Raw genomic sequence first — 25,036 nt, forward strand, 5'->3', positions numbered from 1 at the left:
GACTTGGCAAAGGTTAAACTGGCCTGAATGGCGAAAAAAGTAGCTCCCATTCCTTTCATTGCGGACCAAATCGCTTGAATTGACCGCATCAAGCAATCACGTGAGTGCAGATGGACAAGCTCAGCGGCATGTTGGCCTTTGTCAAAACGGCGGAACTTGGCAGCTTTGTGGCTGCAGGACGGGCGCTCGCGATATCCGCGTCTGCCGTGGGCAAGGGCGTGGCGCGGCTGGAGCAGGAGGTGGGTGTGCGGCTCTTGCAGCGCAGTACCCGGCGCATCCAGCTCACGGCAGAGGGACATCTGTTTCACGAACGCTGCCGGCGCATCCTGGATGACCTGGACGATGCGCAGGCCATGCTGTCCTTGTCGCGCGAGGCCCCCCGTGGGCGGTTGCGGGTGAGCGCGCCCATCGTGGGCTACCACTTCTTGATCCCCCTGGTGCCGGAGTTTCTGACCCGCCACCCAGAGGTGGAACTGGACATCAATTTCAGCGACCGCGCGGTCGATCTGATCGACGAGGGCATTGACGTGGCCATCCGCAGCGGTGACCTGCGCGACTCCCGCCTTGTCTCGCGCCCGTTGCAGGCCTTCCGGCTGCTGTTATGCGCAGCCCCGGCCTACCTGACGCGCCATGGCACGCCTGCGGCCATGCGCGATCTGGAACAGCACGCCTGCGTGCGGTTTCGCCATCCGGACTCCGGCAAGCTGCTCGATTGGCCTTGGCGCGAGGGCGTGGCCAGCGCCGAGCCGCGCCTGCGCACCGTGCTCGCCTGCAACAACATCGAGGCGGTTCTGGGCGCCACGTTGCGCGGGCTCGGGATTGCCTGTCTGCCCGACTTTCTGGTGCGTGATGCGCTGGCCGATGGCCGGTTGGTCAGTGTGCTGGAGCAGGACATGGGCCCCAGCCGCCAGTTCCGCGCGTTGTGGCCATCCAGCAGGCATTTGTCCCCCAAGGTGCGTGTGTTTGTGGACCACCTGGGGGCGCGGCTGTCCGGCCCGCCATAATCGCGCCCAGATACACAACTACTCCGAGGGAATGCACATGAAGGGCCATATCGCTGCGATTGTTCTGGTCGTACTGGGCGTATTTTTTCTGCTGACCAATCTGGGGCTGATCAGCATCAGCCTGCGCGAGCTGCTGCGGGTGTGGTGGCCGGTGGCGCTGATCGCGGTGGGCCTGGCGCTGTTCTTCACACCTGGCGACAAGAAGAAGTAGCCCTGGCGCAAAGACCCTGGCCAAGGCCTGGGCTCAGCGCTCGCCGCCGTGCTCGCTGTGCCCGCTGCGCGGCGGCACAAACCCCGGGTCGCTGCCGAAGTAGCCCCGGAACAGATTGCGCGCAATGCCGTGTGCCGCCACCTGCAGGTCGTGCGCCACTTCGGGCGTAAACAGGCCGCTGGTGTGGCGCTGCCAGAGTCCCACCCAGGCGGCAAAGTGGGCGGGCGTCACGCCCTCCAGCGCCATGTGTTTGCCAAACACGTCGCCCTTGAAGCTGCGCGTGCCCAGTGCCACGGTGCTCCAGAAGTCCACCAGCCGCTGCAGGTGGGTGTCCCACTGGCCGTGCAGGGCCTTTTCAAACACGGGCCCCAACAACGGGTCCTGGCGCACATCGCCATAAAAACCATGCACCAGCCGCGTGATGCTTTCCACGCTGGGTGGTGCGTGTGCCCCAAGACCCTCGGGTGAAGTGGTTTGCAGGTTCATGCCTGCAGTGTGCCCCCGCCGCTGCAGGCGCAGCCTGACGGACCGCAACCTTGCGACGAAGGGGTTGCGCTGGCTTCGAACGGCGGAAACAGCACGTTGTTCTCCAGGTGGATGTGGTTGATGAGGTCATCGCCCAACTGGGCAATGCCTGCATACAGCGCGCGCCAGGTGTTGCACGCGCCTTGCGGGGGCGTGGCGTCGTTGGTCAGGGCGTTGAGCTTGTCCAGCGCTTCGCCGTGGTCCACGTGTTCGGCGCGCATCATGCCGATGGGCTGGCCCACAAAGGGGTTGCCGCCGCTTTTGAGCATGGGGAACAGCACCTGCTCTTCCTTGAGCATGTGCGAGAGCAGCTCTTCGTGCATGGTTTCCAGGTGGTCGGCCAGCCCGGCGGGCACATGGGGGTTGTCGCGGTGCACGGCCTCCACCCGGCGGGCCATGCGGATCAGCTCGGGCAGCTGCTGGCGGTGCACCTCGTGGTAGCGCGCCAGGATGTGGTCGATGAGCGCGCTGGGCGATGCGGCTTCGGGCACGGCGTCGCTGCGCTGCAGGGCCGCCAGCTCGGCCAGCACGGCGTTGGCATCCAGCCCCTTGTCGGCAGCCGCCTTGGCCAGACTCACCTGGCCGCCGCAGCAAAAGTCGAGCTTGAGCCGCCGAAACACCGCCGTGGCACCGGGCAGTTGCACCGCGATCTGGCCGATCTGCTGGTCGGCGCTGAGCGGGGCGGGGTGGGCGGAGGCAGCTTCCAGGTGGTCAACGCGGGCATTCATGGCGGGTCCTTTTAAAGATTCATTTGATGTGAATATTTTATTCAATAAAATTCGTCCTGCATACCTCTTTCAATTGACCTGCGGCAAAAACCATGCGCCTGACCCAATGGACCGATTACACGCTGCGCGTGCTCATGTACTGCGCAGCTACCGAAGGCCGCGAGCAACCTGTAACGATCATCGAGGTGGCCGAGGGCTACGGCATCTCGCGCAGCCACCTGATGAAGATCGTGCAGCAGCTGGCCGCCCAGGGGCTGCTGGAGACCACGCGCGGGCGGGGCGGTGGCATGCGGCTGATGGTGCCGGCGTCGGCCATCAACATCGGCGCCGTGGTGCGTGCCACCGAGACCGACTTCAACCTGGTGGAATGTTTTGATCCCGGCACCAACCAGTGCCGCCTGAGCAACCACTGTCGCCTCAAGGGCGTGCTGTGGCAGGCCATGCAGGCCTATCTGGCGGTGCTGGACAGCGTGACGCTGGCCGACTTGATGGCACCGGCCGCTGCGGGTGGGGCGGCTGCACGCGCCCTGCTGCCCGCCGTGGCATTGCCACAGAACGGCGGCGCCACGCGCAGGCGAGCACCCGTGGCCGGGCTGCCCTCCAAAGCCGAAAATATTGAGTAAAAATGGCCCATAGCGCTTGATAGATATAGACGTTTAGCTATCAAATTGATAGTTAACCCGACCCTCACATGCCTCCGACTGCAAATGCCTGCCGGTAGCGCGCCGGGGTCAGTCCTACATGGCGCGCGAACTCGCGTGTGAAGTGGGGCTGGTCGGCAAAGCCGCACGCAAACCCGATTTCTGCGAGGCCATGCGGGCTCTCCAGGAGCCATTGCGCGGCCACGCGAGCGCGGGCCTCGGTCACGATGTGGCGGCAGCTCAGGCCGCTGTCGGTCAGCGCCCGCTGCAGGCTGCGGCGGGCCAGGCCGGTGTGCCGGGCCAGTGCATCCACCGTGTGTTGCGCGGCCGGGTCGCGCAGCACATGGCGCGCCAGCTGGTGCGCCAGCGGCGGCCAGGGCAGGGCGTCGCACAGGTGGGTGGCGGGCTGGGGCTGCTGAGTGGGGGTTGTGGGTGTGTTGCTGTCGTGAGGTTCCCAATGCAAGGTCCAATGGCCTAGCAACCTTCGCGCGGCCAGCGGTGCCAGTTGCGCGTGCAGTTCCGCCGGGGTGGCGACAGGGGCTTCCATCCGCAGGTTCACGCGGTGGCCTGCGGCCTCGGGCGCGCCGATCTCCACCCGCAACCCGCGCACGCCCAGGGCCCGGCTGGCGCCCATCAGCACGCCGAGTACTGCCAGGCTTTCGGTGGGGTGGGGTTCTTCCGGCACACCGGGGCGCGCATGGTGGCGCAGTGCCAGTTCGCCGGGGATGCTGGCCGTGATGCTGACCTGGTGGCGCGAATGCACATACCGCTCCAGCCGCTGCCAGCGCGCCATCAGTTCGGGCACATCGTTCGCGCCCAGCAGCGCGCGGTGCACCGGGTCGCCCGCCAGCAGGTCCACCCGCTGGGCCAGCTGCAGAAGTGTGCCCAGGCCGCCCTGGTGCAGCACGGCTTCGACCACGCTGCGTTTGTAGGCCAGGGGCACGTGGCTCGCGGCCAGCCCGTCGGCACCCGGTGGGGGCGGTGGCGGCACCAGCCCGTGCGCCGCCATGGCGCGCACCAGCAGGCGGACCATGGCGGCGCTGGCAAAGTCTTGCATAGGCGGATTGTGCCGTTGGGGCTGCCCCGCTAGGGATGTCCTGCATAACCCTCGCGAGTCGGTGGTAGTGCGGATCGGGATGGGCCGCAAGGCGTCTTTTCGCAGCCAATAGCCCGGCTATTGGCAAGAAAAGCAACGCAGCGGACCGCCCGAGGCCGCGCTATCACGGACCGCAGGGAGTTATGCAGGACATCCCTAGTCCCGCGTGCTCAAGGCCCGCAGCACATCCGCGCTGCGCACCGGCAGGCGGGCAAAACGCACGCCGGTGGCGTCGCGCAGCGCGTTGGCGATCGCTCCGGCCCCGGCCACCATGGCGGTTTCTCCGGCACCGGTGGGCGGCGCGCTGCTGTCGATCAGGTGCACATGCAGCGGCGGAATGTCGCCCATGCGTGGCAGCGGGTAGTCGGCAAAGCTGGCGGCGGCCACGCCCGAGCGGGCCACGGGCAACTTCTCGTGCAGCACCATGCCCACGCACCACACGAGGTTGCCCTCGGTCTGCGCGCGCACGCCGTCAGGCTGCAGCACCAGGCCGCAGTCGTGCGCGCACCACAGCGCCGTTACGCGCACCTGGCCGGTGGCGCGTTGCACCTCCACGTCGGCCACGGCGGCGGCGTAGCTCACGCCCTTATAGATACCGCCTGCGATGCCGCGCCCGCGCAAGGTGGTGGCGTCGCTGGCGGGGCGCTCTGACCATCTGGATTCTGCAGCGGCACTGCGCAGCACCTGCGCCAGGCGTGCATCGGTGGTGTGCTGCAGGCGCCAGTCCAGCGGGTCGGCCCCAACGTGGCGCGCGCATTCGTCCATGGTGCTCTCCACCACGAGGGTGTTGGGCCCCGCACCCAGGCCGCGCCAGGGGCCTGTGTGCACGGGCAGGCGCTGGGCGGTGAACTCGATGCGCTGCTGGGGCACGTCGTACGGCATTTGTGCGCCGCGCGCCACGCCGCTGTCGCCCGCCAGGTCGGCCAGGGTTTGCATCCACACCGGCATGGCGGCGGGTGTGAACAGGATGTGGCTGCTGGCCAGCGCATGCCACCAGTGGGTGATGCGCCCGCCTTGCACGCGGGCCCGCACACGGTGGCTGGAGGGCGGGCGCTGGAAGCCCTGGGCAAACTCCTGCGCCCGGCTCCACTGCACCTTGACGGGCGCGCCCACGGCCTGGGCGAGCACGGCGGCTTCCAGCTCCACCGTACACAGCGTGCGGCCGCCAAAGCCACCGCCGATGCGGCAGGCCTGCACCTCGATGCGTTCGGCGTCCACGCCCAGTTGGCGGGCGAGCACGTCGCGCATGTAGAACAGGTCTTGCGTGCCCGCCCATACCTTCAGGGCGATGCCTTGGTCTGCGGCGGCCAGCCAGTGCGCCGTGGCACTGCGCGGTTCGATGGGCGCGTGGGCGGCCAGGGGCACGTCCATGCGCAGGTCCAGCGTCCAGGCGGTGTCGGGCGGTAGCTCGTCCTTGCGCAGCCGGTGCTGCAGCGCGCCCCGGCGCAGGTGGGTGTCGATGTCGATGCGCTCATCGATGGCGGCCTGCTCGAAGGCGCTGCCATCTTCCACCTGCCATTGCACGGCCAGCGCGGCCTCGATGCGGTCGAGAGCCGACGGCGTGCGCGCCACGATGCCCAGCCCCAGGCTGCCCATCTGCGCGAGGCGCGGGTGCTGCACCACGGCCACACAGGCCGGGTCGGCGCGGGCGGCCGCCGCGTCCCACGCCTGCGGGCGCGAGGTGATTTCGGCCGACACCGGTGCGCGCAGCACGCGGCCATACAGCAGGCCGGGAAGGCGCGTGTCGCCCGCAAACAGCGGCTGGCCGGTGACGAGTGCGTGCAGCTGGCCCGGTGCCACCGCAGTTTCTTTGGTGGCCCCCGTGCGCGGCTGCAGGCTGCGCAGCGCGCTGGGCGCAATGTCGCGCGCGGCCAGCGTGCCCATGGTCTGGCCTTGCGCCAGGGCCTCGCGCAGGGTGGCGCAGGCGCGGGCCAGTGGCAGGGCAAAGTCCTGCACGCTGGCGCTGCCCACGGTGGCGCGTACGCGGGCGATGTGGCGGGTGCTGGGCAATTGCAGATGTACCTGTGCGGGCGGCACGCCCAACTCGGCAGCGGCCAAGCCCTGCAGTGCGGCGCTGATCTGCTGGCCCATCTCGGCGCTGGGCAGCCACAGGGTGTAGCGGCCGTTTTCGTACCGTATCCAGCCCATCGCGTCATCGGCGGTGGAGGTGGGGCGCTTGGGGATCACCGGCACCAGGCCGCAGCCTGCGAGCGTGACGGTGAGCGCTCCGGCGCCCGCTGCTGCCAAAAACTGGCGGCGCTTCATGGCGTGGTGCCCCCGGCAGCTTGGTGGATGGCCGCACGCACGCGGTGCTGGGTGCCGCAGCGGCACAGGTGGCCCGACATGGCGGCGTCGATCTGCGCATCGCTGGGGCGGGGTGTGGCGCGCAGCAGGGCCACTGCGCCCATGATCTGGCCGCTCTGGCAGTAGCCGCACTGGGGCACGCGCAGGTCCAGCCAGGCCTGTTGCACGGGGTGCAGTGTGCCGTCGGGCATCGCCAGCCCCTCGATGGTGGTGACGGCGCGCCCTTGCAGCCCACGTGCCGTGTGCAGGCAGGCGCGTTGCGCCTGGCCGTCGATGAGCACGGTGCAGGCGCCACATTGGCCCATGCCGCAGCCAAAGCGGGTGCCCGTGAGGCCCAGGGGCTCGCGCAGCAGCCAGAGCAGGGGTTCGTCCTCCCAGCCGGGTGGTACGGGCTGGGGCTGTTGGTTCAGGGTGATGTGCATGCAGGCCTCCGTGGGTGGTACGGGGCCAGTGTGCAAAGGCGGAGGCGGTTGGTCTTGAAGATCTGCGCCAAACAGATCAGAGCGGCAACTTTGGCGTCGGGCCGGGGATTTGAATGAAAATGGCCTCCAGCGCTTGTCCATCAAGCGCTAGAAGCTATCATTTTGGAAGCATTGCGCTCCACTGCGGCATGGTTTGCGCCCACCACAGCCGCAGACGCATGGCCCATTCGGGTGTGTAGCCCGAGGTGGCGAACCGCACCTGGCCGTGCGCGTCGATGACCACCAGCGCGGGCACGGCGCGTACGCCCCAGCTGCGTGACAGGGTGCCCTGCGGGTCCACCGCCGTAGGCCAGGCCATGCCGCGCTGGCGCTGCACCTGGGCCACCTTTTCGGCGTTGCCCGACTGCATGGCCACGCCCAGCACGGGCCAGTCGGTGGACAGGCTGGCGATGCTGGGCTCCTCCAGCTTGCAGATGGAACACCATTCGGCCCAGAAATGCACCGCCACCGCCTGGCCCGGGTGCTGGGCGCGCCAGTCGGCCAGGGTGGTTGCGGGGGTTGTGCCATTGGCGGCCGCGGCCATCACCAGCGCCACATCGGGCGCAGGGCCCTGGGGCAGGTCGCGCGTGCGCCAGGTGTCTACCGCCACGATGGCGATCCAGGCGAGCGCGAGGGTGGCCAGGTGCTGCTTCCAGCCCCGGCGCAGGGTCTGCGCGGCGCGGGTGATGCGGGCTTTCAGCATGACTGGAGAGCGATACCGTCGTTGATCAGCGCAGCACTTCGAGCAGCCGGTCGAGCCCGCCCTGGTTGATGGCCACCTTGGCCTGCGCGCGCACGGCGGGCTTGGCGTGGTAGGCCACCGACAAGCCTGCAGCTTCCATCATCGGCAGATCGTTGGCGCCATCGCCCACGGCAATCGCCTGTTGGGGCGAGATGCCCATGAGCGAAGCCACCTCCAGCAGTGTGCGGCGCTTTTCGGCGCCATCACAGATGTCGCCCCAGGCCTGGTCCACCATGCGGCCGGTGAGTTGGCCATCTTGCACTTCGAGCATGTTGGAGCGCGCAAAGTCGATGCCCAGGCCCGCCTTCACGCGGTCGGCAAAAAAAGTGAAGCCGCCAGAGACCAGCAGCGTCGTCAGGCCCGCCGCCTTGGCGGCGGTGATCAGTTCTTGGGCGCCAGGGTTGAAGCGCAGGCGCTCTGTGAACACCTGTTCCATATGCTGCACCGTCACGCCCTTGAGCAGAGCCACGCGCTGGCGCAGGCTTTCCTTGTAGTCGGTGATCACGCCTTGCATGGCAGCTTCGGTGATGGCGGCCACCTCGGCCTTGCGGCCTGCGGCGTCGGCAATTTCGTCCACGCACTCGATGTTGATGAGGGTGGAGTCCATGTCAAACGCGATGAGCTTGTAGCTCGACAGGGACAGGGGGGCTTCAATGCCCTGGACAACAAGGCCGGGCGCGAATTCGGTAGCGTGGGTCATGGCAGAACGTGGGAGTCGATTTTTTGGGGGAGCACAACCTGCAATGGTATCGCCCGCGCCTGCGTACTCGACAGCCCCAAACCGTATCGCCCCGCAGGGCATAAATTCCGCGGCTCGCGGCCGAGAGCGGTTGCTTCCAGCTCTTGGGTTTGCCTTGGATGCGGACGATGTGCAGTACGGGCCCATGGGCGCATATGATTTCTGCACAACATGCACTGAGGGTACTGACGATGGCCATGCACAGAGACGGCAACGCGGGAGAGAAAGTCTCCGCGACATGGATCAACCGCAGGCAGGCCACGGCCGTACTGCTGGCCAGCGCGGCGGTGCCTTTTACCCCAGCGGGAGCGCAGGATGCAGCGGCCCCCGCATCACCTGCCGCATCCCCCGCTGCATCGGCTGCCGAAGCCCCTCTCGCCGCTATCTGGCCTGCTGACGACTGGGCAGAAAGCACGCCCGAGGCGCAGGGCATGGACTCCGCAGCGCTGGCCAAGCTCGTCGACTTTGGCGCAGCGCAGGGCATGGACAGCCTGCTCGTCACCCGCCACGGCAGCCTGGTGGCCGAGGCCTTCTATGCCCCGTACCGCGAGGGGCTCAAGCATGCCGTCAACTCCACCACCAAGGGTGTCGTCGCCACGCTCACCGGCATGGCTACCCAGGACGGGCTGATCGCCTCGCGCGATGTGCCCGTGCTCGACTTCTTTGCTGACCGCAAGGTCGCCAACGCCGATGCCTCCAAGAAGGCCATGACTGTGGGCCACCTGCTGGACATGACCTCGGGCCTGAACTGGATCGAGCCGCTCAGCGACGCCGTGCCCGAGACCATGCTGCAGCTGACCCGCACGCGCGACTGGCAGGGCTTTGTGCTCGACCGGCCCATGGCCCAGGCGCCCGGTGCGGGCTTCAACTACAACAGCGGCAACACCCATCTGCTCTCGGCCATCCTGGCGCACAAGACCGGCGGTAGCACCCTGGCCTATGCGCAAAAGCGCCTGTTCGGCCCCCTGGGCATCACCGACGTACGCTGGCGCAAGGACCCGCAGGGCCTGGAGGTCGGCGGCTGGGGCCTGTATCTGCACCCGCGCGACATGGCGCGCATCGGCTACCTCTACCTGCGCATGGGCCAGTGGAACGGCCGCCAGCTGCTGCCCGCCGCCTGGGTGGAGCAGGTCTTCAATCCCGTGGTGGACATGGGCTTTGGCGCCAGCAACGGTGCGCCCGCCTTCAAGTACGCCAACGGCTGGTGGAGCATCCCGTCCAAGCGCGCGTACTTCACGGCCGGCTTCAACCGCCAGCTCATCGTGGTGCTGCCCGACCTCGACGTGGTTGTCGCCGTGACCGGCCGGCGCAACTACCCGCTGCCCGCGTTCATCGACCACATCACCGCCGCAGTGCGCTCGCGCGAGCCCCTGCCCACCGACGCATCGGCGCAGGACCAGCTGGCCGCGCGCATCCGCGACGCCGGGGTCGAAAAGCCCAGCGCCATCCCTACCACCACCACGCCCGAACTGGCCGCCACCGTCTCGCGCAAGGCCTGGCTGCTGGAGCGCAACGGCATGGGCATCCAGCGCCTGGTGCTGGATCTCACGCCCGCCAACCCGCGCTACGAGGTCACCTTCGACAGCAGCCGCCCCGATTTGCCGCGCGAGCCGGTTGCCGGCCCGCTGGGCCTGGACGGCAAGTACCGCACCGCGCAGCAGGGACCCAATGCGGTCATCGCCATCAAGGGCCACTGGCTTGATGCGCAGACCTTTCAGCTCATCTCGCGCTCGGTGGCGGATGGCGAGGTCACCGTGGTCACGCTGAAATTCGAGGACGGCGGGAAGGCGGTGAATGTGAGGTTGGAGAACAACTGGGGGTTCAGGGCGCAGGTGCGGGGGCGCGGGGAGTAGCGGTTCGGCTTTGCATGACCGTGGGCAATGACGCTGCCGGGTTCAGCACCACTGCGACCAGCCCGCTCTGGCCAGGTTTTTCAATGATCGGGGCTGGATGGTCACGTTTCCCGAACGCCGGGGGCTCGCCGCGCCCCGGTTGATATGGGCGCTCTCGGCCGCATGTTGATGGTTGTCAGGTAGCCTTGGGCTTCCACTCCCCAGCGCCAGCAGGGCATTCGCGAGCTAGGAGGCTGTCGGACTTGGAGCGTCGAAAGCGAAAATCGGCCCCAGCGAGGACAGTTTTTGCCGGATTTGCAGCCCCATAGCCCGGCTATGGGGCAAAAAGACGGTAAAAAATGGACCGCTGCGGTCGATTTGCAGCCGACGATTTCCAAGTCCGACAGCCTCCTAACCCGCTACCGATAGACCACCGATGAAGACCATTGACGAAATGCTGCACCTGGACTTGCTCACCGCCGAGCAGCACGTTGACATCAGCGCATGGATTGCGCAGTCAGCCTCTCCCGAAGAAATACTGCAGATGCCTGCGCCCCTGTGGCAGGCTCTGGAGCGCGCCAGCAAAGTGATGGGCATCGACGAGGACCTTTTGCGGCCACCGTCGTTCGATGCCGACAGTCTGGCCCTGGGCTAAGACGTTTGTGCCGCTGGCGGCAAGCTTGGCTTGGGTGTCCGGGTCGAAAAGGGCGGCATGCACTGCGCGCTGGAGTTTTGTCGACAACGGGCCATGGACCATGGCAGAACGTGGGAGCCGTTTTTTAGGGGCTACAGCCCGCAATAGCATCGCCCCTAGGCTTCCCCGTGACGGGCTACGGCGCTCAGACCGTGCGGGCCGGATCAGCGCGAAGGCGGCAGGCTCTTGCCGTTGCCCGCGCGCCCGGCGGTGGCGGGGTTGGGCGTAGGTGGTTCGTTCATCTTGACCAGGAACATGCGCAGGAAAAACGCGGCCATGCACAGCATGAACCCGATGCCAATGATGCTCATCAGCCCGTAGTCGGTAGAGAAAAGATCGTTCAGCAGCTTCATGGTGGGGCACTCCTTGTTGGTGTGGCATCCACTATCGCGCTGCAGCGCTGGGTAACCCTTGCGCTGTGTCAACCATCGCTGCAGCAGCCGAGGCTCAGTCCGGCCGGGGCAAGTACAGCCGGTCCGACCACGTGGCCAGCCACTCGGGCTTGAAGGCCACAAAGATCGCCGCGAGCATGCCGGTGACAAACCCATCGCCCCAGGCCATGAGCCAGCGCGCCACCAGCGACAGCTCATCGCCCACGCCGGGCAGTAGGTGGCCGCTCCACTGCGACAGGACGCCTGCCGCAAACACGCAGACCACCGTGCCCAGAAACGCACGGCCCAGCACATAGATAAACGGTTTGGTGCCGGTGTAGCGCCGCAGCAGCGCACCCAGGCCCAGCCCCAGCGTGGCGGGCACCACGCCCAGCCACACCGTGGCACCCAGCGCATCGGCCCAGGCCATGGAGGGGGAGATCAGGCAGGCCACGAGGCCCACGCCCATCAGCACCGGGATCGCCAGCGGCCAGCCCAGCATCAGCACCACCAGGCAGGCGCCCGACCACTGCAGTTGCAGCGGCATGGCATGCAGCGTGGGCAGGGCCCACAGCCAGGGCAGAAACACCAGCGAGGCGAGCAGTGGCGTCCACAGCGCAGACGGCGCGCCCTGCGTCTCGTGTGCCAGGGGCTTGCGGTTGGCCAGCATGCGCCAGGGCCGGGCCGCCAGAGCGGCAACCAGAGCGACGAGGACGAGGGCGGCTTCCAGCCACATGGTTCTGTTTACTACGCTATTGATAGCTACTAGCACTTGCCAGATAAGCGCTATAGGCCAATTTCGTTAAAAATCAAGCAACCACCAGCGGTTGCCCCAGGCTGCGCAAGATGTCCCGCACCATCTGCGCCCGGTCCTTGGGTTCTTTCAGCTCGCGCTCAATGCGCAGCTTCTCGTTGCCCGCCAGCTTGATGTGCTTGTTCTTCTGGATCAGCTCGATGATGCGCATCGGGTCGATGGGCGGCTGGGGCTTGAAGGTGATGTTGATGACGCCAGGGGCGGCATCTACCTTGACCACGCCGTAGGGCTGGCTCAGCACGCGCAGGCGGTGCACGTCGATGAGGGTCTGGGCCTGCGGTGGCAGCTTGCCGAAGCGGTCCACGATCTCTTCGAGCAGGCCGTCGATCTGGTCGGGGTTCTTGGCCGTGGCCAGCTTCTTGTAGAACGACAGGCGCAGGTGTACGTCGCCGCAGTAGTCGTCGGGCAGCAGGGCAGGGGCGTGCAGGTTGATGTCGGTGGTGACCGATAAGGGCGACAGCAGGTCCGGCTCCTTGCCGGCCTTGAGCGCCTTGACGGCTTCGTTGAGCATCTCGTTGTAGAGCTGAAAGCCCACCTCCAGCATGTTGCCGCTCTGGTTTTCGCCCAGCACCTCGCCCGCCCCTCGAATTTCGAGGTCGTGCATCGCCAGGTAGAAGCCGCTGCCCAGTTCTTCCATCTGCTGAATGGCATCGAGCCGCTGCTGGGCGTGTTTGGTCAGTCCTTCGATGTCGGGCACCATCAGGTAGGCATACGCTTGGTGGTGGCTGCGGCCAACGCGCCCGCGCAGCTGGTGCAGCTGCGCCAGGCCGAACTTGTCGGCGCGGCTCATGATGATGGTGTTGGCCGTGGGCACGTCGATCCCGGTCTCGATGATGGTCGAGCACAAGAGGATGTTGTACCGCTGGGCCACGAAGTCGCGCATCACGCGCTCCAGTTCGCGCTCGGGCATCTGGCCGTGGGCCACGGCGATGCGGGCCTCGGGCAGGATTTCTTCGAGCTTCTGGCGGCGGTTCTCGATGGTCTCCACCTCGTTGTGCAGGAAGTACACCTGCCCGCCGCGCTTGAGTTCGCGCAGCACCGCCTCGCGGATCACGCCCGTGCCCTCGTTGCGCACGAAGGTCTTGATCGCCAGGCGCCGCTGCGGCGCGGTGGCGATGACCGACAGGTCGCGCAGACCTTCCAGCGCCATGCCCAGCGTGCGCGGGATGGGCGTGGCCGTGAGGGTGAGCACATCCACCTCGGCGCGCAGGGCCTTCATCTGCTCCTTGTGGCGCACGCCGAAGCGGTGCTCCTCGTCGATGATGAGCAGGCCCAGGTTGTGGAACTTGGTTGATTCGCTGAGCAGCTTGTGCGTGCCGACCACGATGTCCACCGTGCCGTCGCCGATGCCCTTGATGGCGGCGGTGATCTCCTTGCCCGAGCGAAAGCGCGAGACCTCGGCCACCTTCACCGGCCACTTGGAAAAGCGGTCCACCAGTGTCTGGTAGTGCTGCTCGGCCAGCAGCGTAGTGGGCGCGAGGAAGGCCACCTGCTTGCCGCCCGTGACGGCCACGAAGGCTGCGCGCAGCGCCACCTCGGTCTTGCCGAAGCCCACATCGCCGCAGACCAGGCGGTCCATGGGGCGGGGGCTGATCATGTCCTGGATCACCGCGTGGATGGCGGCGTTCTGGTCTGCCGTTTCTTCAAAACCAAAGTCGTTGGCAAAGGTTTCGTAGTCCTGCGGACTGTAGCGGAAGGCATGGCCCTGGCGCAGTGCGCGGCGGGCGTAGATGTTGAGCAGCTCGGCCGCGCTGTCGCGCACTTGTTCGGCAGCCTTGCGTTTGGCCTTTTCCCACTGCCCGCTGCCCAGCTTGTGCAGCGGCGCCTCGTCGGCGCTCACGCCGGTGTAGCGGCTGATGAGCTGCAGCTGACTCACGGGCACATACAGCACCGCCTTGTCGGCGTATTCGAGGTGCAAGAACTCCTGCATGGCGGGCGTACCGTCGGGGTTCTTGTTGCCCACGTCCATGTTGACCAGGCCGCGGTAGCGCCCGATGCCGTGCTGGCTGTGCACCACGGGGTCGCCCACGTTCAGCTCCGCCAGGTCCTTGATCAGGGCCTCGACGTCGCTCACCTGCTCCTGCTTCTTGCGCCGGCGCGTGGTGGGGCCTGCGGCAAACAGCTCGGTCTCGGTGACGAAGTCGATGCCGTCCTCGATCCAGCTGAAGCCCACGGTGAGGCCGGCGGTGGCGATGCCTACCTTTTCGTCGGCTGTGCCCTGGAACTCGGCCAGCGAGTCGAAGGCTGGCGGGTTCACCCCGCTGGCGCGCAGAAAGTCGAGCAGGCTTTCGCGCCGCCCATCGCTCTCGGCCAGCAGCAGCACCCGGTGCTGGGTGTTGCGGATGTGGGCGTGCAGGCGGGCCAGCGGGTCCTCTGCCCCGCGCACCACCGAGAGGTCGCCGAGCTTCTGGAAGTGCGGGTTGTCGGCAATGTCCTCCACCCCGGGGCGGATGGACAGCTGGGCATGCTCCTTGGCGCGCGTGTAGAACTGATCGGCCGACAGGAACAGCGATTCGGGCGGCAGCGCCGGGCGCTCGGGGTCGCCCTGCACTAGGCGAAAGCGGTCCCTGGTGTCCTGCCAGAAGCGCTGGAACGCGGGCTCCAGGTCGCCATGCAGCACCACCGTGGCCTCGCCGCCCAGGTAGTCGAACACCGTGGCCGTGTCGTCAAAGAACAGTGGCAGGTAGTACTCGATGCCCGCCGTGGCCACGCCCGCGCCCATGTCCTTGTAGATGCGGCTCTTGGTCGGGTCGCCTTCGAGCATCTCGCGCCAGCGGCTGCGGAATTTGGCGCGCGCGTCGTCGTCCATGGGGAACTCGCGGCCGGGCAGCAGGCGCACCTCGGGCACGGGGTACAGGCTGCGCTGGCTGTCGGGGTCGAACGTGCGGATGCTGTCGATCTCGTTGTCGAACAGGTCCACCCGGTACGGCACCAGCGAGCCCATGGGGAACAGGTCGATCAGCCCGCCGCGCACCGCGTATTCGCCAGGGCTGACCACCTGGGACACGTGGCTGTAGCCCGCCAGCGTGAGCTGGGCCTTGAACTTGGCTTCGTCGAGCTTTTGCTTGACCTTGAAGTGGAAGGTGTAGCCCGCCAGGAAGGAGGGCGGGGCGAGGCGATACAGCGCTGTGGTGGCAGGCACCAGCACTACATCGGCTTCACCCTGCGAGATGCGCCACAGCGTGGCCAGCCGCTCGCTGATCAGGTCCTGGTGTGGCGAGAAGGTGTCGTAGGGCAACGTCTCCCAGTCCGGGAACAGCGCGCAGCGCAGGCCGGGCGCAAAAAAGGCCATCTCGTCGATGAGCCGCTGCGCATCGGTGGCGTCGGCCGTGACGATGGCGGTGGTGCGGGCCCCTGCCTTGTCACGTTCGGCCAGACGGGCCAGTAGAAGGGAATCGGCGCTGCCCACGGGGCGGGGCAGGGTGAAACGTTTTCCGGGGGAGAGTTTGGGCAGTTCCATGCGGACGGTGTCGTCTGGCCCCACCGCATCCCCAGGGGCGCGAAACACGCACGGGCTGGATCGGAGGGCAACGGAGGATTTTAGAATGAGCGCTTCATGATTGCTCCCTTGCTCCAACCCCCGCTCGCCCCTTTGTCTGCCCATGGGCGATTCTGGGCGCTGGTGCCCTGTGCCGGAATGGGCTTGCGGGCTGTTGCGGCGGGCGCTGCTGCCCCTGCGTCCGCCTCCGGCAATGCTGCGTCATCGACCTCGACCGTGGCTGCGTTTTCGGCTGTGGACGTTGCGGCACCCCCGCCCACAGCCCCTTTGCCCAAGCAGTACCACGTGGTGGCGGGCCAACCGATGGTGCTGCACACGCTCGCGGCCTTTGCCGGTGTAGGGCGGCTGCTGGGCACCCTGGTCGCGGTGGCCCCCGGGGACCGGTTTTTGGACACGCATGCGCACCCCACCTTTTTTGTGGTGGAGTGTGGCGGCCCTACGCGGGCCGATACGGTGCTGGGCGGCCTCAAGGCGCTGCTGGAACGGGGGGCGCAGCCGGATGACTGGGTGCTGGTGCACGATGCCGCGCGTTGCCTGGTCACGTCCGAGCAGATCGACTCCCTTATCGACCAGTGCGCTGGCGACAGTGTCGGGGGCCTGCTGGCGCACAAGCTGGCCGACACGCTCAAGACCTCCATCGACGGCCCCGGCGGCGTGCGTGTAGCCTCCACGGTGGATCGCAGCGACAAGTGGCTGGCCCAGACGCCGCAGATGTTTCGCATCGGACCCCTCATGGATGCCATCGACAAGGTGGGTTCCAACGTGACCGACGAGGCCAGCGCCATGGAGGCCATGGGCCTGCACCCGCGCCTGGTGCCAGGTGGGGCGCAGAACTTCAAGGTCACCTACCCGGACGATTTTGCGCTGGCGGCGGCCGTACTGGCTGCGCGTGCGCACGGCACGACGCTGGAGCGTTTTGGGGGCGACCGTGGCCAGGTGACCACCGCACCGGGCAAAAAGAATCTGTTCTAGAACCGTTTCCTTCAGTGCTTTAACCCCGGCCTCACGGCGCCGTGGATGAGTGCGGCGGGGGCGCAAGGCAATACAACGCCGCAAGGCACGCAACAACAAAGGCAAGCGGATGAATTTCAGGATTGGTGAAGGTTGGGACGTGCACGCCCTGGTGCCCGGTCGTCGGCTGGTGATTGGTGGCGTGGACATTGCCCACCCCACGGGGCTGCTGGGCCACTCGGACGCCGATGTGCTGCTGCACGCCATCACCGATGCGCTGCTGGGCGCAGCTGCCCTGGGCGACATTGGCAGCCATTTCCCCGACACCGACGCTGCCTTTCGCGGTGCCGACTCCGGCGTGCTGCTGGCCGAAGCAGCGCGGCGCGTGCGTGCGGCGGGCTATGAGATCGGCAACATCGACAGCACCGTGATCGCGCAAGCTCCGCGACTGGCGGCGCACATTCCCGGCATGCGCGCCGCCATTGCACGGGCCGTGGGCATCGCTGAGGGGCAAGTCAATGTGAAAGCCAAGACGGCCGAGCGCTTGGGGCCCGTGGGGCAGGGGCTGGCGATGGAAGCTCGGGCGGCGGCGCTGATCTATGCGTCCTGAATTTTTGCGCTGACCGGGCCGGGCGGCATTGTCTGTTCGCAACCTGCGCGGCATCCCCCGTCCGGGGGGATGCCTGTCTTGCCCACGCTGCGAGGAGTGCGGGGCCTGAACCACCAGGAGGGGGCCACACACTTCGCAATCCGGTATCCAGAGCAAAAAAGAGCGTTGGGGGCTGCGCTGCGTCCCATGGTTCTGCCACGCTTGCCGCGCGACTTCACTCCATCGTGATCTGGGATGTCGTCACGATATCGCGGTACAGCTTCGCCTGCGGTTTGATGAATGTCTTGAATTCAGGCCCGTTCAAGGGGGCGACCGTAATGCCTGCTTCCTGCAGCTTCTGCCGCAGCTCGGATTGCGAAAGCGCTTCCTGCAGTGCCTTGTCGGCGGCGTTCACAGTCGCGGCGGGGGTGCCTGCCTTCATGAAGAGGCCTTGCCACAATGGCAATGCCTGACCGGAAAACCCCTCCTCTTCGCCGATGCGCTTGACGTCAGGCAGCTGCTGCACCCGTGCGGTGTCGGAGACCGACAGCGCCCTGATCTTGCCGTCCTTGAGAAATGGCATGGCCGTGGAGAGCACCAACATGGCGCTGTCCACCTGTCCGCCGACCAGGTCGTTGGTGATGTGGGTGCCACCTCGGTAGGGTACGTGCAGCATGGACACCTTCGCCTGCTTGTTGATCAGCGCGCCGTACAGGTGCTGCATCGTCCCGATGCCTGGCGTGGCGAAGTTGATGCTGTCCTTGCCACCCTTGCGCAGCGCGGCGACAAGATCTTGCAGGTTGGCGTAGGGAGACGCCTTGCGCACGGCAAAGATCATCGGGACGGTGGTCATGCGCCCCACCGGAACGAAGTCATTCTCCCAGTCGAGCTTGACCTTGGGGTTGACCATGGGCACGACCACTGTGTCGGTGCCTCCCATGTAGATCAGACTGCCATCGGCCGGGCCGTTGAGCACCCGCTGTGCGGCCAGCATGCCGCTGGCGCCCGCCACGTTCTCGATGATGACGGTACGGCCTAGCCGCTTGCCCAGCTCGGTCGCAACAATGCGCGCGACAAGATCTGCGCTTCCGCCAGCGGAATAGCCCACGATCAGTGAGATGGGTTTGGTATTTCCGCTGTCGCTCTGCGCCTGCGCGGTGTGCGTGATAAGAGTGCCCGTGCTCACAACTGTCATCGCGGCGGCCTGACGGAGGAGTTGTCTGCGTTGCATGTGGTGACTCCTGTTCAGAACGTGTGCTTCACGCCAAAGTCGATGGCTGTGGTGCGTGTGAGGTCGTCGCGCTTGGCCGTGCCGAGGTTGGTGTAGAGCAATGTGCGTTTGCTCAGGTCGTACTGAAGACCAGCGCCGATCATCTGCGAATCGAGTTGGGTGGCGGGTTTCAGGTGCCCAACCATGAGGTAAGTACGACCAAAACTCAGCGGCACCATGGCCGACACGCTGTAGGCCGTGGCATCGCCATTGACCCCGCCTTTGGCGCGGCTGTAGCTGGCCTTGGTGTGAACCACGCCGAAGTCGTACCCGCCTGCCACCAGAGCCAGGTGGGTGCTGGAGTCAAGCCGATCGAACGCAGCGCCCACCCACACAGGCCCGTTCTTGTACTGCAGGTTGCCCGAGGTGGCGTTGCTGCGTACGCCTTCGCCAAAAGCGCCTGCAATCTCCATGCTCACGCCAGAGATCACGGGCGATTTGTAGCCTACGGCGTTTGCCCAACGGATGTTGGATGCTTCTGCGGGAGCCGCCACTGGCGTGTAGTTGGCATAGGTGTAGGCAGAGCCCAACTGGCTCACGTAGCTCCAATAGGTGGGGTCTGCATTGAGAGCCACTGTGTAGGCAGCCGAGTATTCGCGCCCCGCATACACCTCGCCCCACTGCTTGCTGCCTACTGCCACCACCGAGCGGCCCAGCCAGTAGATGCTGGGATTGCTTGGCGCGCCCGTGTCAGCGGCAAAGCGGTGCTCGATCTGAAAGCGCGAGTAGAGACCGCCGCCCATGTCCTCGCGGCCCATGAACCCCAGGCGCGACGTGTTGCCGGCCTTCATGGTCCAGACCTGTGGCGCCACGCCGCGCCCGGGTAGCAGGGCGCCGGGGGTTGTGCCCCCATTGGCACGGGCCAGGCCCTGGTCGACGATGCCATAGATGGTCAGCGAGGACTGGGCCTGCGCTGTGCCGCAGGCCCCCAGGCTGGCCAAGGCGACGCACACAAGTGCGGTGTAGGGCGCTGAAGAGGTTGGGCAAGCCGTGCTTGCCAGGAAATGCCGTTTCATGGATTTGTCTCCGTGGATTGTGGTTTGGCGATTGCATGTGAATTGTATGTATTGAATTTCATTAATGCAATACAATGCAATCAATGGGTGGTCGCAAATTCACTGGCACTTGGCTTTGGGAATGCGGCTTGCCCTCGATGGACAACGCAATACAACACAATCTACGGATATACCCGTAGTTGTATGGATGGAGCACACATGGCGATCGGTATGTTCGAATCTTTCATCACGGGTCACTGGTTCAGTGCACCTGCCAAGGCCATCTGGAGCGATTCGGCCACTCTGCAGGCCTGGCTGGACGTGGAGGCGGCCTTGGCCCACGCCCAGGCCGGGCTGGGGGTGATACCTGCCGAAGTGGCACCGGTGATCGCTGCCCAGGCTCGGGCAGAACTGTTCGACCTGCCGCAATTGGCAAAGGCCATCGCTTTCGCACAACACCCGCTGGTGCCGGTGCTCCACCGGTTCGAGGAGCTGTGCGGTGAGCCTGCGGCTGGCTTCATCCACTGGGGCGCGACCACGCAGAACATCTTTGACACGGCCAGCGCACTGCAGATGGTGCGAACCCACAGGCTGCTGGCAGGGCCCCTGGATGCCGCCATTGCAGCATTGGCCGCGCTGGCGTTGGAGCACCAGGCCACGCCCATGGCAGGCCGCACGCATGGCCAGCACGCGTTACCGATGACCCTGGGCTTCAAGCTCGCGGGCTGGGTCGATGAACTGGACCGTGGCCGCCGTCGCCTTGCCGAGCGGCTTGCCTCCTCGTTTCCAGCCAGCATGGGGGGCGCCATCGGCACCTTTGCTGCCACCGGGCCGCTCGGGCCCGCAGTGCAGGCGCTGATGGCGCAGCAACTGGGCCTGCTGTCGGCCGACATGCCGCTGCGGTCGTCCTATGACCGGGCCAGTGACTATCTGGCCGCACTGGGCCTCCTGGCGGGCACGGCACAGAAGATCGCTCAGGATGTGGTCTTCCTGCAGCGCACCGAGATCGGTGAAGTGGCGGAAGCCTTTCACATCGGGAAGGTGGGCAGCTCCACCATGGCGCAAAAGCGCAACCCTTCCACGGCACTGCTGCTGGTCAGTCTGGCGCGCATGCTGCGCACGCGCACCCAGGCCGCGCTGGAGACCATGGTGCGCATGGACGAGGGTGACTCATCGGCCACCAACGTGGCCGATACGCTGCTGCCCGAGATCGCCATCATCGCCACCTCGGTGGCCGAGACGCTGGCGCGGCTGGCGCAAGGCTTGGCGGTCAACCCGCAGGCAATGTCCCGCAACCTTGCAATGACGCGGGGGTTGATCGCCTCTGAGGCTGTGATGATGCGGCTCACCCGCCGTATGGGCCGGCATGAGGCGCATCGCCTGCTCTACGCGGCGGCGCAGCGCTCGCAGTCCGAGGGCGTGCCTTTCATCGACGCGATCCGCGCACAGCCGCCGTTCAATGGCGGTGCCTTGCCGGATGACTTGCTGCAGGCGCTGGATGCACAAGCCTATGTCGGCGAATCGGCGCGGCTCGTGGTGGACACCGTGGCGCGCGTGGCACCCGGCTGCGTGGAACCATAGCTACCGCGCAGGGGCTGCTACCGATGTGCCCGCACGGTGCGTCACTGGCGTCAGGTGCACGCCGTAGGGTGTCCCTGCGTCAGCCCAACGCGCCGTGATGGCGCGGTGCAGCGCATCGACCTGGTCAGCCACGCTGCAACCGATCACCTCGAAAAAGTCCGCATGTTCACTGGTCAGGTCCGTGCGGCCGAGCAGTACCACGCTCAGCTGCGCGGGCACCGAAATCCCGCTGTGGGCTAGCAGGCGCTGGAAGAGGGCGCCATCCTCGATGCCCCAGGCCACCAGGGCCGTGAAGGGCAAAGCGCTCGCGCTGTCGGCGCCCTTCGCGTGGACTTGGATCTGTTCCACCAGGCGGGCGGTGTAGTCCTCGTGCGGCAGCATGTCCAGCGTGATTTCCTGCAGCTCCACATCGGACAGCGTGGCTTGCAAGTATTTAAAGCGCCGACGCCCGAGTTGGGTGGCCAGAAAGGGGTGCGAGGTGCATGCGTAGGCAATGCGCCGGTGGCCTTGCTCCATCAGCAGGGCAATGGCGGCTGCCAGCGGCTCGCCCCACTCGGTGCCCACGGCCTCGACGTCGGCGCCGACCAGCGCAGCTCCGTCCACGGCCAGCACGTCGCACTTGTCGCGCAGAGCCGCCAGAAGGGCGATGGGAATGGCCTTGAAGGTGGATTGCACCACGCAGGCATCGAAGCGCGGCAGACCCTTGAGCACCGTGAGCGCATGGTCCGGGTCGTTGTACGACAGCTCCAGCACCCGGTGCCCCTCGGCTGCCAGGCGGTGCTGCAGACTTTCGATCAGCACGCGCCCGCGCGCAATGCTGATGGAGCGGCGCAGCAGCAGCACCGATTTCACAGTGGAGGTGACTGCCGCAGGGGCTTTGGGATGCGGGCTTTTGCTCGGTAAGGGACTCGTTTCAGTCGTCGTCACAGGTTGCGAACCTGCGCCCAGGAAGTAGGTGCCCCGACCCACCTGGGCATCAATCAGCCCCTTTTCCTTGAGTCGTTGGAAAGCCCGCTGAACCAGCATTTGCGATGCGCCAAAGCGCTGCATCAATGCGCGGATGGTGGGGAGTCGGTCGCCCGGGCGGGCTTCGTGGGCGAGTTGTTCCAGGAATTGCTCGAGATCTGGCGAGGGGCTGCTGCGCATGGTGTTCATACAATACACCACAAATTGAACGGTATTGGCCTGTAGAGATATGCCCGTGCGTCCGACCTGGATCTCTGGTGGTGCCGGGCTACCCGCTATGCGCTCTCGCGCTCCATGATCGAAAAGCCGATATCCACCACCGGCTCTGCCACGGTCTTTCCCTCCGCGCGGTCGGCAATGAAGCCTGCCGCCGTCTGGCCCATGCGCGTGCCGTCGATGCGCACGGTCGTGAGGCTGGGGATCACGGTCTGGGCGAACTCGATGTCTCCGAAACCGACGACGGCCAATTGGTCGGGGACCGCCATGGCGCGCGCCCGCGCCTCGGTGAGGACCCCCAGGGCCAGCATGTCGGAGCTGCAGAACACGGCATCGATGTCTGGCTGGGCGGCCAGCAAGGCCGCCAGACCCGCACGCCCCTCGGTGTGGGAGGTGGGTGATTTCTCCAGCTGCAGGGCGGGCTCGCGCAAGCCCAGTCGGCCCGCTTCGGCATAAAAGCCTTTTCGCCGCCGCGCGGCGCGCTCATCGTCGCCGCTGAGCAGCGCCAGCCGGCGCCGACCTTTGGCATGCAGGTGCTTGCACACGGCGGCGCCCAGTTGTTCGTGCGACAGTCCGACCAGCATGTCGATGGGGTTGGGGGTGAAGTCCCAGGTCTCCACCACAGGGATGCCCGAGGCCTGCAGCAGCCGCCGCCCTTGGGGCGAATGCATGATGCCAGTGAGCACAATGCCGTCGGGCCTGCGGCCCACGATGGCGCGCAGCAGTTCGTCTTCGCGCGAATGTGCATAGCCCACCTGGCCCAACATCACCTGGTAGCCGCGCAATTCCAGCGCGTCGGTGAGCGATTGGACCATCTCGCCGAACAGCTGCCCCGTGGTGGTGGGCACGAGGGCCGTGACCAGGTGGCTGCGCGCCGAGCGCAAGCCCCCCGCGATGAGGTTGGGCACATAGCCCAGGCTGGAGATGGCTGCCTGTACCCGAATACGTGTGGGCTCGGACACCTGGCTGGGCGTGTTGATGGCGCGAGAGACGGTGATCATGGACACCCCCGCCTGCTCAGCCACTTCGCGCAAGGTCACCACCGGTCGGTTGCGAATAGGTTCCGGTGTCTCTGGCAGGGTACTTGGGGGAGGGCGCGGCATCCGCCGAGTCTATCCACGAAGCGATGATTCCTCAGGACGGGCGCCTCGCTGTTGGTCAGAAACCGCCCAGCAGTCCGTCGTGTGGGGCGCCCGCCGAACCAGTCCTGCTAGATGGCGTACACGTTGATAACGATAGCCCCGGCAGCATGTCCAATCATTGATTGAAATTTGACCGAAATATCGGGCGTGCCAGCGCCGTTGCTCAACTTGTAGATTTCTTCTGTGCTGAATACCGGGATGCCAGGAACGAGCGTCACGTTGGTGAGGCGGTACTGGCCAGGTTGCAGGGTGTCGTAGTTGTTGGGGCTGTTTGCCAAAATGCCAGTCTGGCCAAAGCCGGTAGAGAGAGTGCTGGGCATGGTGCTTCCTTGAAAGTGAATAAGTAATGCGGAGACAGCAGTCAAATGCAATTGCATTGACTCTTGTGTACTGCAGGGCCTTTGAAAAAGAGGCCCTTGAGGATGACCTGCACAACTCCCTGCGGTCAGTGATAGCGCGGTCTCGGGCGGTCCAACGCGTTGCTTTTCTTGCCAATAGCGCGGCTATTGGCTGCAAAAAGATGTCTTGTGGCCCATCCCCATCCGCGCTACCACCGCCTCGCGAGGGTTATGCAGGTCATCCTTAACAGCACCACTTCAGAATATCGAGCGGGTTAGGCGCAGGCGATTACAGTCCATTACGCCAGCTGCAAATCCACGCGCGCGAGCGCAACCATCAGGACTGCGGCAAGCTGCGATGCTGTGCACACCCACCCGGGTGCGATGGCCTGCGAGCCTCTTTTTTGCACAGTGGGCGCAGATGGCTTTGGCTGAGGGCCACAGGATCAAAGAAGCGCGGTCCGCTGATACCGCTGCTACCGGTTCCGCCTTTTCGCTGGCAAGCGAAGTAGGGTGTGCAGTTACCCAGCCTCAGGTAGATATGCTCTGAAAAGCTGCTCGTGCAAGGCTGCCGGGGAGGGGGTGACCTGCGGATTGCCGAGGTCATAGGGGTAGGCGGGCAGGGCGGTCAGACCCAGACGCAGAAACCATTGGCGGGTCTCGTCGAACGTTCCGCCGTAGCAACACTGGGTCAGGATGGCTCCCGCGATGTTCGCGGTTCCGCACACCGAGAACTGCGCTTCGTTGCTCAGTTGCACCACCACACTGTCGGCAATGGGTGTTGACGACGGCCCGCGCCAGTAGCCAAAGTAATTGCCTTCATCATCGGCCACCACAAAAGCAATGTGGCGGCAGACCTCGGCGATGGCCCGAAGGTTCGCAGCAATCTCGGGGTCGGCCCGCTCGGCTTCGCTCAGGTCGCTGGTGTCCAACCAGGGGGCCCATTCGGCCGCTGTGCCCATACAGACGCCGGTGCGGCGTTGCAGCTCTTCCTGGTGATGGAGAAGGACTGCAAGGTCCTGTGGCAGAGGCTCGCCCTGCAATCGGAGAAGAGAGAACTGTGTTTGGATGCTCATGGGCTGGTTAGGCGGGTGGATGCCTAGCGTAACGCAGACTGCAGGCCAAACGCTCCGGAGCTTACAAGCGCTTTTCCCATCAATGGGTTGGTGGTCCTATGACTAAGGGTTTTCCATGATTGTTGATGCGACTGTTAACGTTAACATTTACCCGTCCGGGCATTCAGAATGCGCTTGTCAAAGAGGCATTTGAGGCTTGAACCTGGGCTGATTGAATGAATGGCCGCTTGTATGACCTCTTGCTTTTGGTG

The 25,036-nt window shown here is 65.9% G+C and carries 24 protein-coding genes; 8 read left to right on the forward strand and 16 right to left on the reverse strand.

The features are described from left to right. Positions 1-110 precede the first annotated feature (110 nt). Entirely contained in the window at positions 111-1,004 is an 894-nt protein-coding gene (locus EXV95_RS01560; RefSeq protein WP_121419660.1) for a LysR family transcriptional regulator, read from the forward strand. Between the two features lie 37 nt (positions 1,005-1,041). Next, positions 1,042-1,215 (forward strand): LiaI-LiaF-like domain-containing protein, encoded by a 174-nt coding sequence (locus EXV95_RS01565; RefSeq protein ID WP_171012331.1) that lies wholly within the window; start codon positions 1,042-1,044, stop codon positions 1,213-1,215. A 33-nt stretch (positions 1,216-1,248) separates the two neighbouring features. Here the strand turns inward: EXV95_RS01565 and EXV95_RS01570 are convergent, their stop codons facing one another. Next, complete coding sequence (locus tag EXV95_RS01570) at positions 1,249-1,701, reverse strand: group III truncated hemoglobin (protein ID WP_176885561.1); 453 nt, start codon at positions 1,699-1,701, stop codon at positions 1,249-1,251. Next, positions 1,698-2,468 (reverse strand): iron-sulfur cluster repair protein YtfE, encoded by a 771-nt coding sequence (gene ytfE / locus EXV95_RS01575; protein WP_176885562.1) that lies wholly within the window; start codon positions 2,466-2,468, stop codon positions 1,698-1,700. The genes EXV95_RS01570 and ytfE overlap by 4 nt, the downstream gene beginning before the upstream one ends. A gap of 92 nt (positions 2,469-2,560) precedes the next feature. Here ytfE and EXV95_RS01580 point away from each other — a divergent pair, with 92 nt between their 5' ends. Then, entirely contained in the window at positions 2,561-3,091 is a 531-nt protein-coding gene (locus EXV95_RS01580; RefSeq protein WP_176885563.1) for an Rrf2 family transcriptional regulator, read from the forward strand. Between the two features lie 64 nt (positions 3,092-3,155). Here EXV95_RS01580 and EXV95_RS01585 read toward each other — a convergent pair whose 3' ends face one another. From EXV95_RS01585 to serB, 5 genes are all read right to left on the reverse strand, one after another. Next, positions 3,156-4,166, reverse strand: coding sequence for a helix-turn-helix transcriptional regulator (locus tag EXV95_RS01585; RefSeq protein WP_176885564.1), 1,011 nt, complete (start codon positions 4,164-4,166; stop codon positions 3,156-3,158). 195 nt (positions 4,167-4,361) lie between these two features. Continuing rightward, complete coding sequence (locus tag EXV95_RS01590) at positions 4,362-6,470, reverse strand: xanthine dehydrogenase family protein molybdopterin-binding subunit (RefSeq protein WP_176885565.1); 2,109 nt, start codon at positions 6,468-6,470, stop codon at positions 4,362-4,364. Continuing rightward, complete coding sequence (locus EXV95_RS01595; protein WP_176885566.1) at positions 6,467-6,931, reverse strand: (2Fe-2S)-binding protein; 465 nt, start codon at positions 6,929-6,931, stop codon at positions 6,467-6,469. The genes EXV95_RS01590 and EXV95_RS01595 overlap by 4 nt, the downstream gene beginning before the upstream one ends. A 157-nt stretch (positions 6,932-7,088) precedes the next feature. Next, positions 7,089-7,673, reverse strand: coding sequence for a redoxin domain-containing protein (locus EXV95_RS01600; RefSeq protein ID WP_176885567.1), 585 nt, complete (start codon positions 7,671-7,673; stop codon positions 7,089-7,091). A gap of 25 nt (positions 7,674-7,698) precedes the next feature. Next, positions 7,699-8,412 carry a phosphoserine phosphatase SerB gene (serB, locus tag EXV95_RS01605; RefSeq protein WP_176885568.1) on the reverse strand — a complete coding sequence of 238 codons (714 nt, stop codon included), beginning with the start codon at positions 8,410-8,412 and terminating at the stop codon, positions 7,699-7,701. A gap of 230 nt (positions 8,413-8,642) precedes the next feature. Here serB and EXV95_RS01610 point away from each other — a divergent pair, with 230 nt between their 5' ends. Beyond that, positions 8,643-10,304 (forward strand): serine hydrolase, encoded by a 1,662-nt coding sequence (locus EXV95_RS01610; protein WP_176885569.1) that lies wholly within the window; start codon positions 8,643-8,645, stop codon positions 10,302-10,304. Positions 10,305-10,719: 415 nt separating this feature from the next. Then, positions 10,720-10,938 carry a hypothetical protein gene (locus EXV95_RS01615; RefSeq protein WP_055400951.1) on the forward strand — a complete coding sequence of 73 codons (219 nt, stop codon included), beginning with the start codon at positions 10,720-10,722 and terminating at the stop codon, positions 10,936-10,938. A gap of 203 nt (positions 10,939-11,141) precedes the next feature. Here EXV95_RS01615 and EXV95_RS01620 read toward each other — a convergent pair whose 3' ends face one another. The 3 genes from EXV95_RS01620 to mfd all read right to left on the reverse strand — a co-directional run bounded on the left by EXV95_RS01620 (position 11,142) and on the right by mfd (position 15,622). Next, complete coding sequence (locus EXV95_RS01620; protein WP_055393653.1) at positions 11,142-11,330, reverse strand: DUF3149 domain-containing protein; 189 nt, start codon at positions 11,328-11,330, stop codon at positions 11,142-11,144. 94 nt (positions 11,331-11,424) lie between these two features. Then, positions 11,425-12,084, reverse strand: coding sequence for a hypothetical protein (locus EXV95_RS01625; protein WP_176885570.1), 660 nt, complete (start codon positions 12,082-12,084; stop codon positions 11,425-11,427). A 73-nt stretch (positions 12,085-12,157) separates the two neighbouring features. Continuing rightward, a complete protein-coding gene (gene mfd / locus EXV95_RS01630; RefSeq protein WP_176885571.1) occupies positions 12,158-15,622 on the reverse strand; it encodes a transcription-repair coupling factor in 3,465 nt (1,154 codons plus the stop codon). Between the two features lie 96 nt (positions 15,623-15,718). On the opposite strand from mfd, the gene EXV95_RS01635 reads away from it, so the two are divergent. Both EXV95_RS01635 and ispF read left to right on the forward strand, forming a co-directional pair. Beyond that, positions 15,719-16,633, forward strand: a complete 915-nt coding sequence (locus EXV95_RS01635) for a 2-C-methyl-D-erythritol 4-phosphate cytidylyltransferase (RefSeq protein ID WP_176885572.1) — start codon at positions 15,719-15,721, stop codon at positions 16,631-16,633. 109 nt (positions 16,634-16,742) lie between these two features. After that, complete coding sequence (ispF, locus tag EXV95_RS01640) at positions 16,743-17,222, forward strand: 2-C-methyl-D-erythritol 2,4-cyclodiphosphate synthase (protein WP_055393645.1); 480 nt, start codon at positions 16,743-16,745, stop codon at positions 17,220-17,222. A 214-nt stretch (positions 17,223-17,436) separates the two neighbouring features. Here ispF and EXV95_RS01645 read toward each other — a convergent pair whose 3' ends face one another. Then, entirely contained in the window at positions 17,437-18,432 is a 996-nt protein-coding gene (locus EXV95_RS01645) for a tripartite tricarboxylate transporter substrate binding protein (protein WP_255484880.1), read from the reverse strand. Between the two features lie 14 nt (positions 18,433-18,446). Beyond that, positions 18,447-19,487, reverse strand: a complete 1,041-nt coding sequence (locus EXV95_RS01650; RefSeq protein ID WP_255484881.1) for a porin — start codon at positions 19,485-19,487, stop codon at positions 18,447-18,449. Positions 19,488-19,697: 210 nt separating this feature from the next. Between EXV95_RS01650 and EXV95_RS01655 the strand changes: the two genes are divergently transcribed. Next, positions 19,698-21,047 carry an adenylosuccinate lyase family protein gene (locus EXV95_RS01655; RefSeq protein WP_255484882.1) on the forward strand — a complete coding sequence of 450 codons (1,350 nt, stop codon included), beginning with the start codon at positions 19,698-19,700 and terminating at the stop codon, positions 21,045-21,047. Here EXV95_RS01655 and EXV95_RS01660 read toward each other — a convergent pair whose 3' ends face one another. From EXV95_RS01660 to EXV95_RS01675, 4 genes are all read right to left on the reverse strand, one after another. Next, positions 21,048-22,202 (reverse strand): GntR family transcriptional regulator, encoded by a 1,155-nt coding sequence (locus tag EXV95_RS01660; protein WP_176885574.1) that lies wholly within the window; start codon positions 22,200-22,202, stop codon positions 21,048-21,050. It abuts the gene before it with no gap. Between the two features lie 86 nt (positions 22,203-22,288). Beyond that, positions 22,289-23,332, reverse strand: coding sequence for a LacI family DNA-binding transcriptional regulator (locus EXV95_RS01665; protein ID WP_370460165.1), 1,044 nt, complete (start codon positions 23,330-23,332; stop codon positions 22,289-22,291). Between the two features lie 107 nt (positions 23,333-23,439). Next, positions 23,440-23,691: a hypothetical protein gene (locus EXV95_RS01670; RefSeq protein ID WP_055393637.1), complete on the reverse strand. Its 252-nt coding sequence runs from the start codon at positions 23,689-23,691 to the stop codon at positions 23,440-23,442. A gap of 539 nt (positions 23,692-24,230) precedes the next feature. Further along, on the reverse strand, positions 24,231-24,785 hold the full coding sequence (locus EXV95_RS01675; RefSeq protein ID WP_176885576.1) for a hypothetical protein: 555 nt from the start codon (positions 24,783-24,785) through the stop codon (positions 24,231-24,233). Positions 24,786-25,036 lie beyond the last annotated feature (251 nt).

It is taken from the genome of Acidovorax sp. JMULE5 (genome assembly GCF_013376875.1).
In the GTDB taxonomy this organism is placed as follows: domain Bacteria; phylum Pseudomonadota; class Gammaproteobacteria; order Burkholderiales; family Burkholderiaceae_C; genus Acidovorax; species Acidovorax facilis.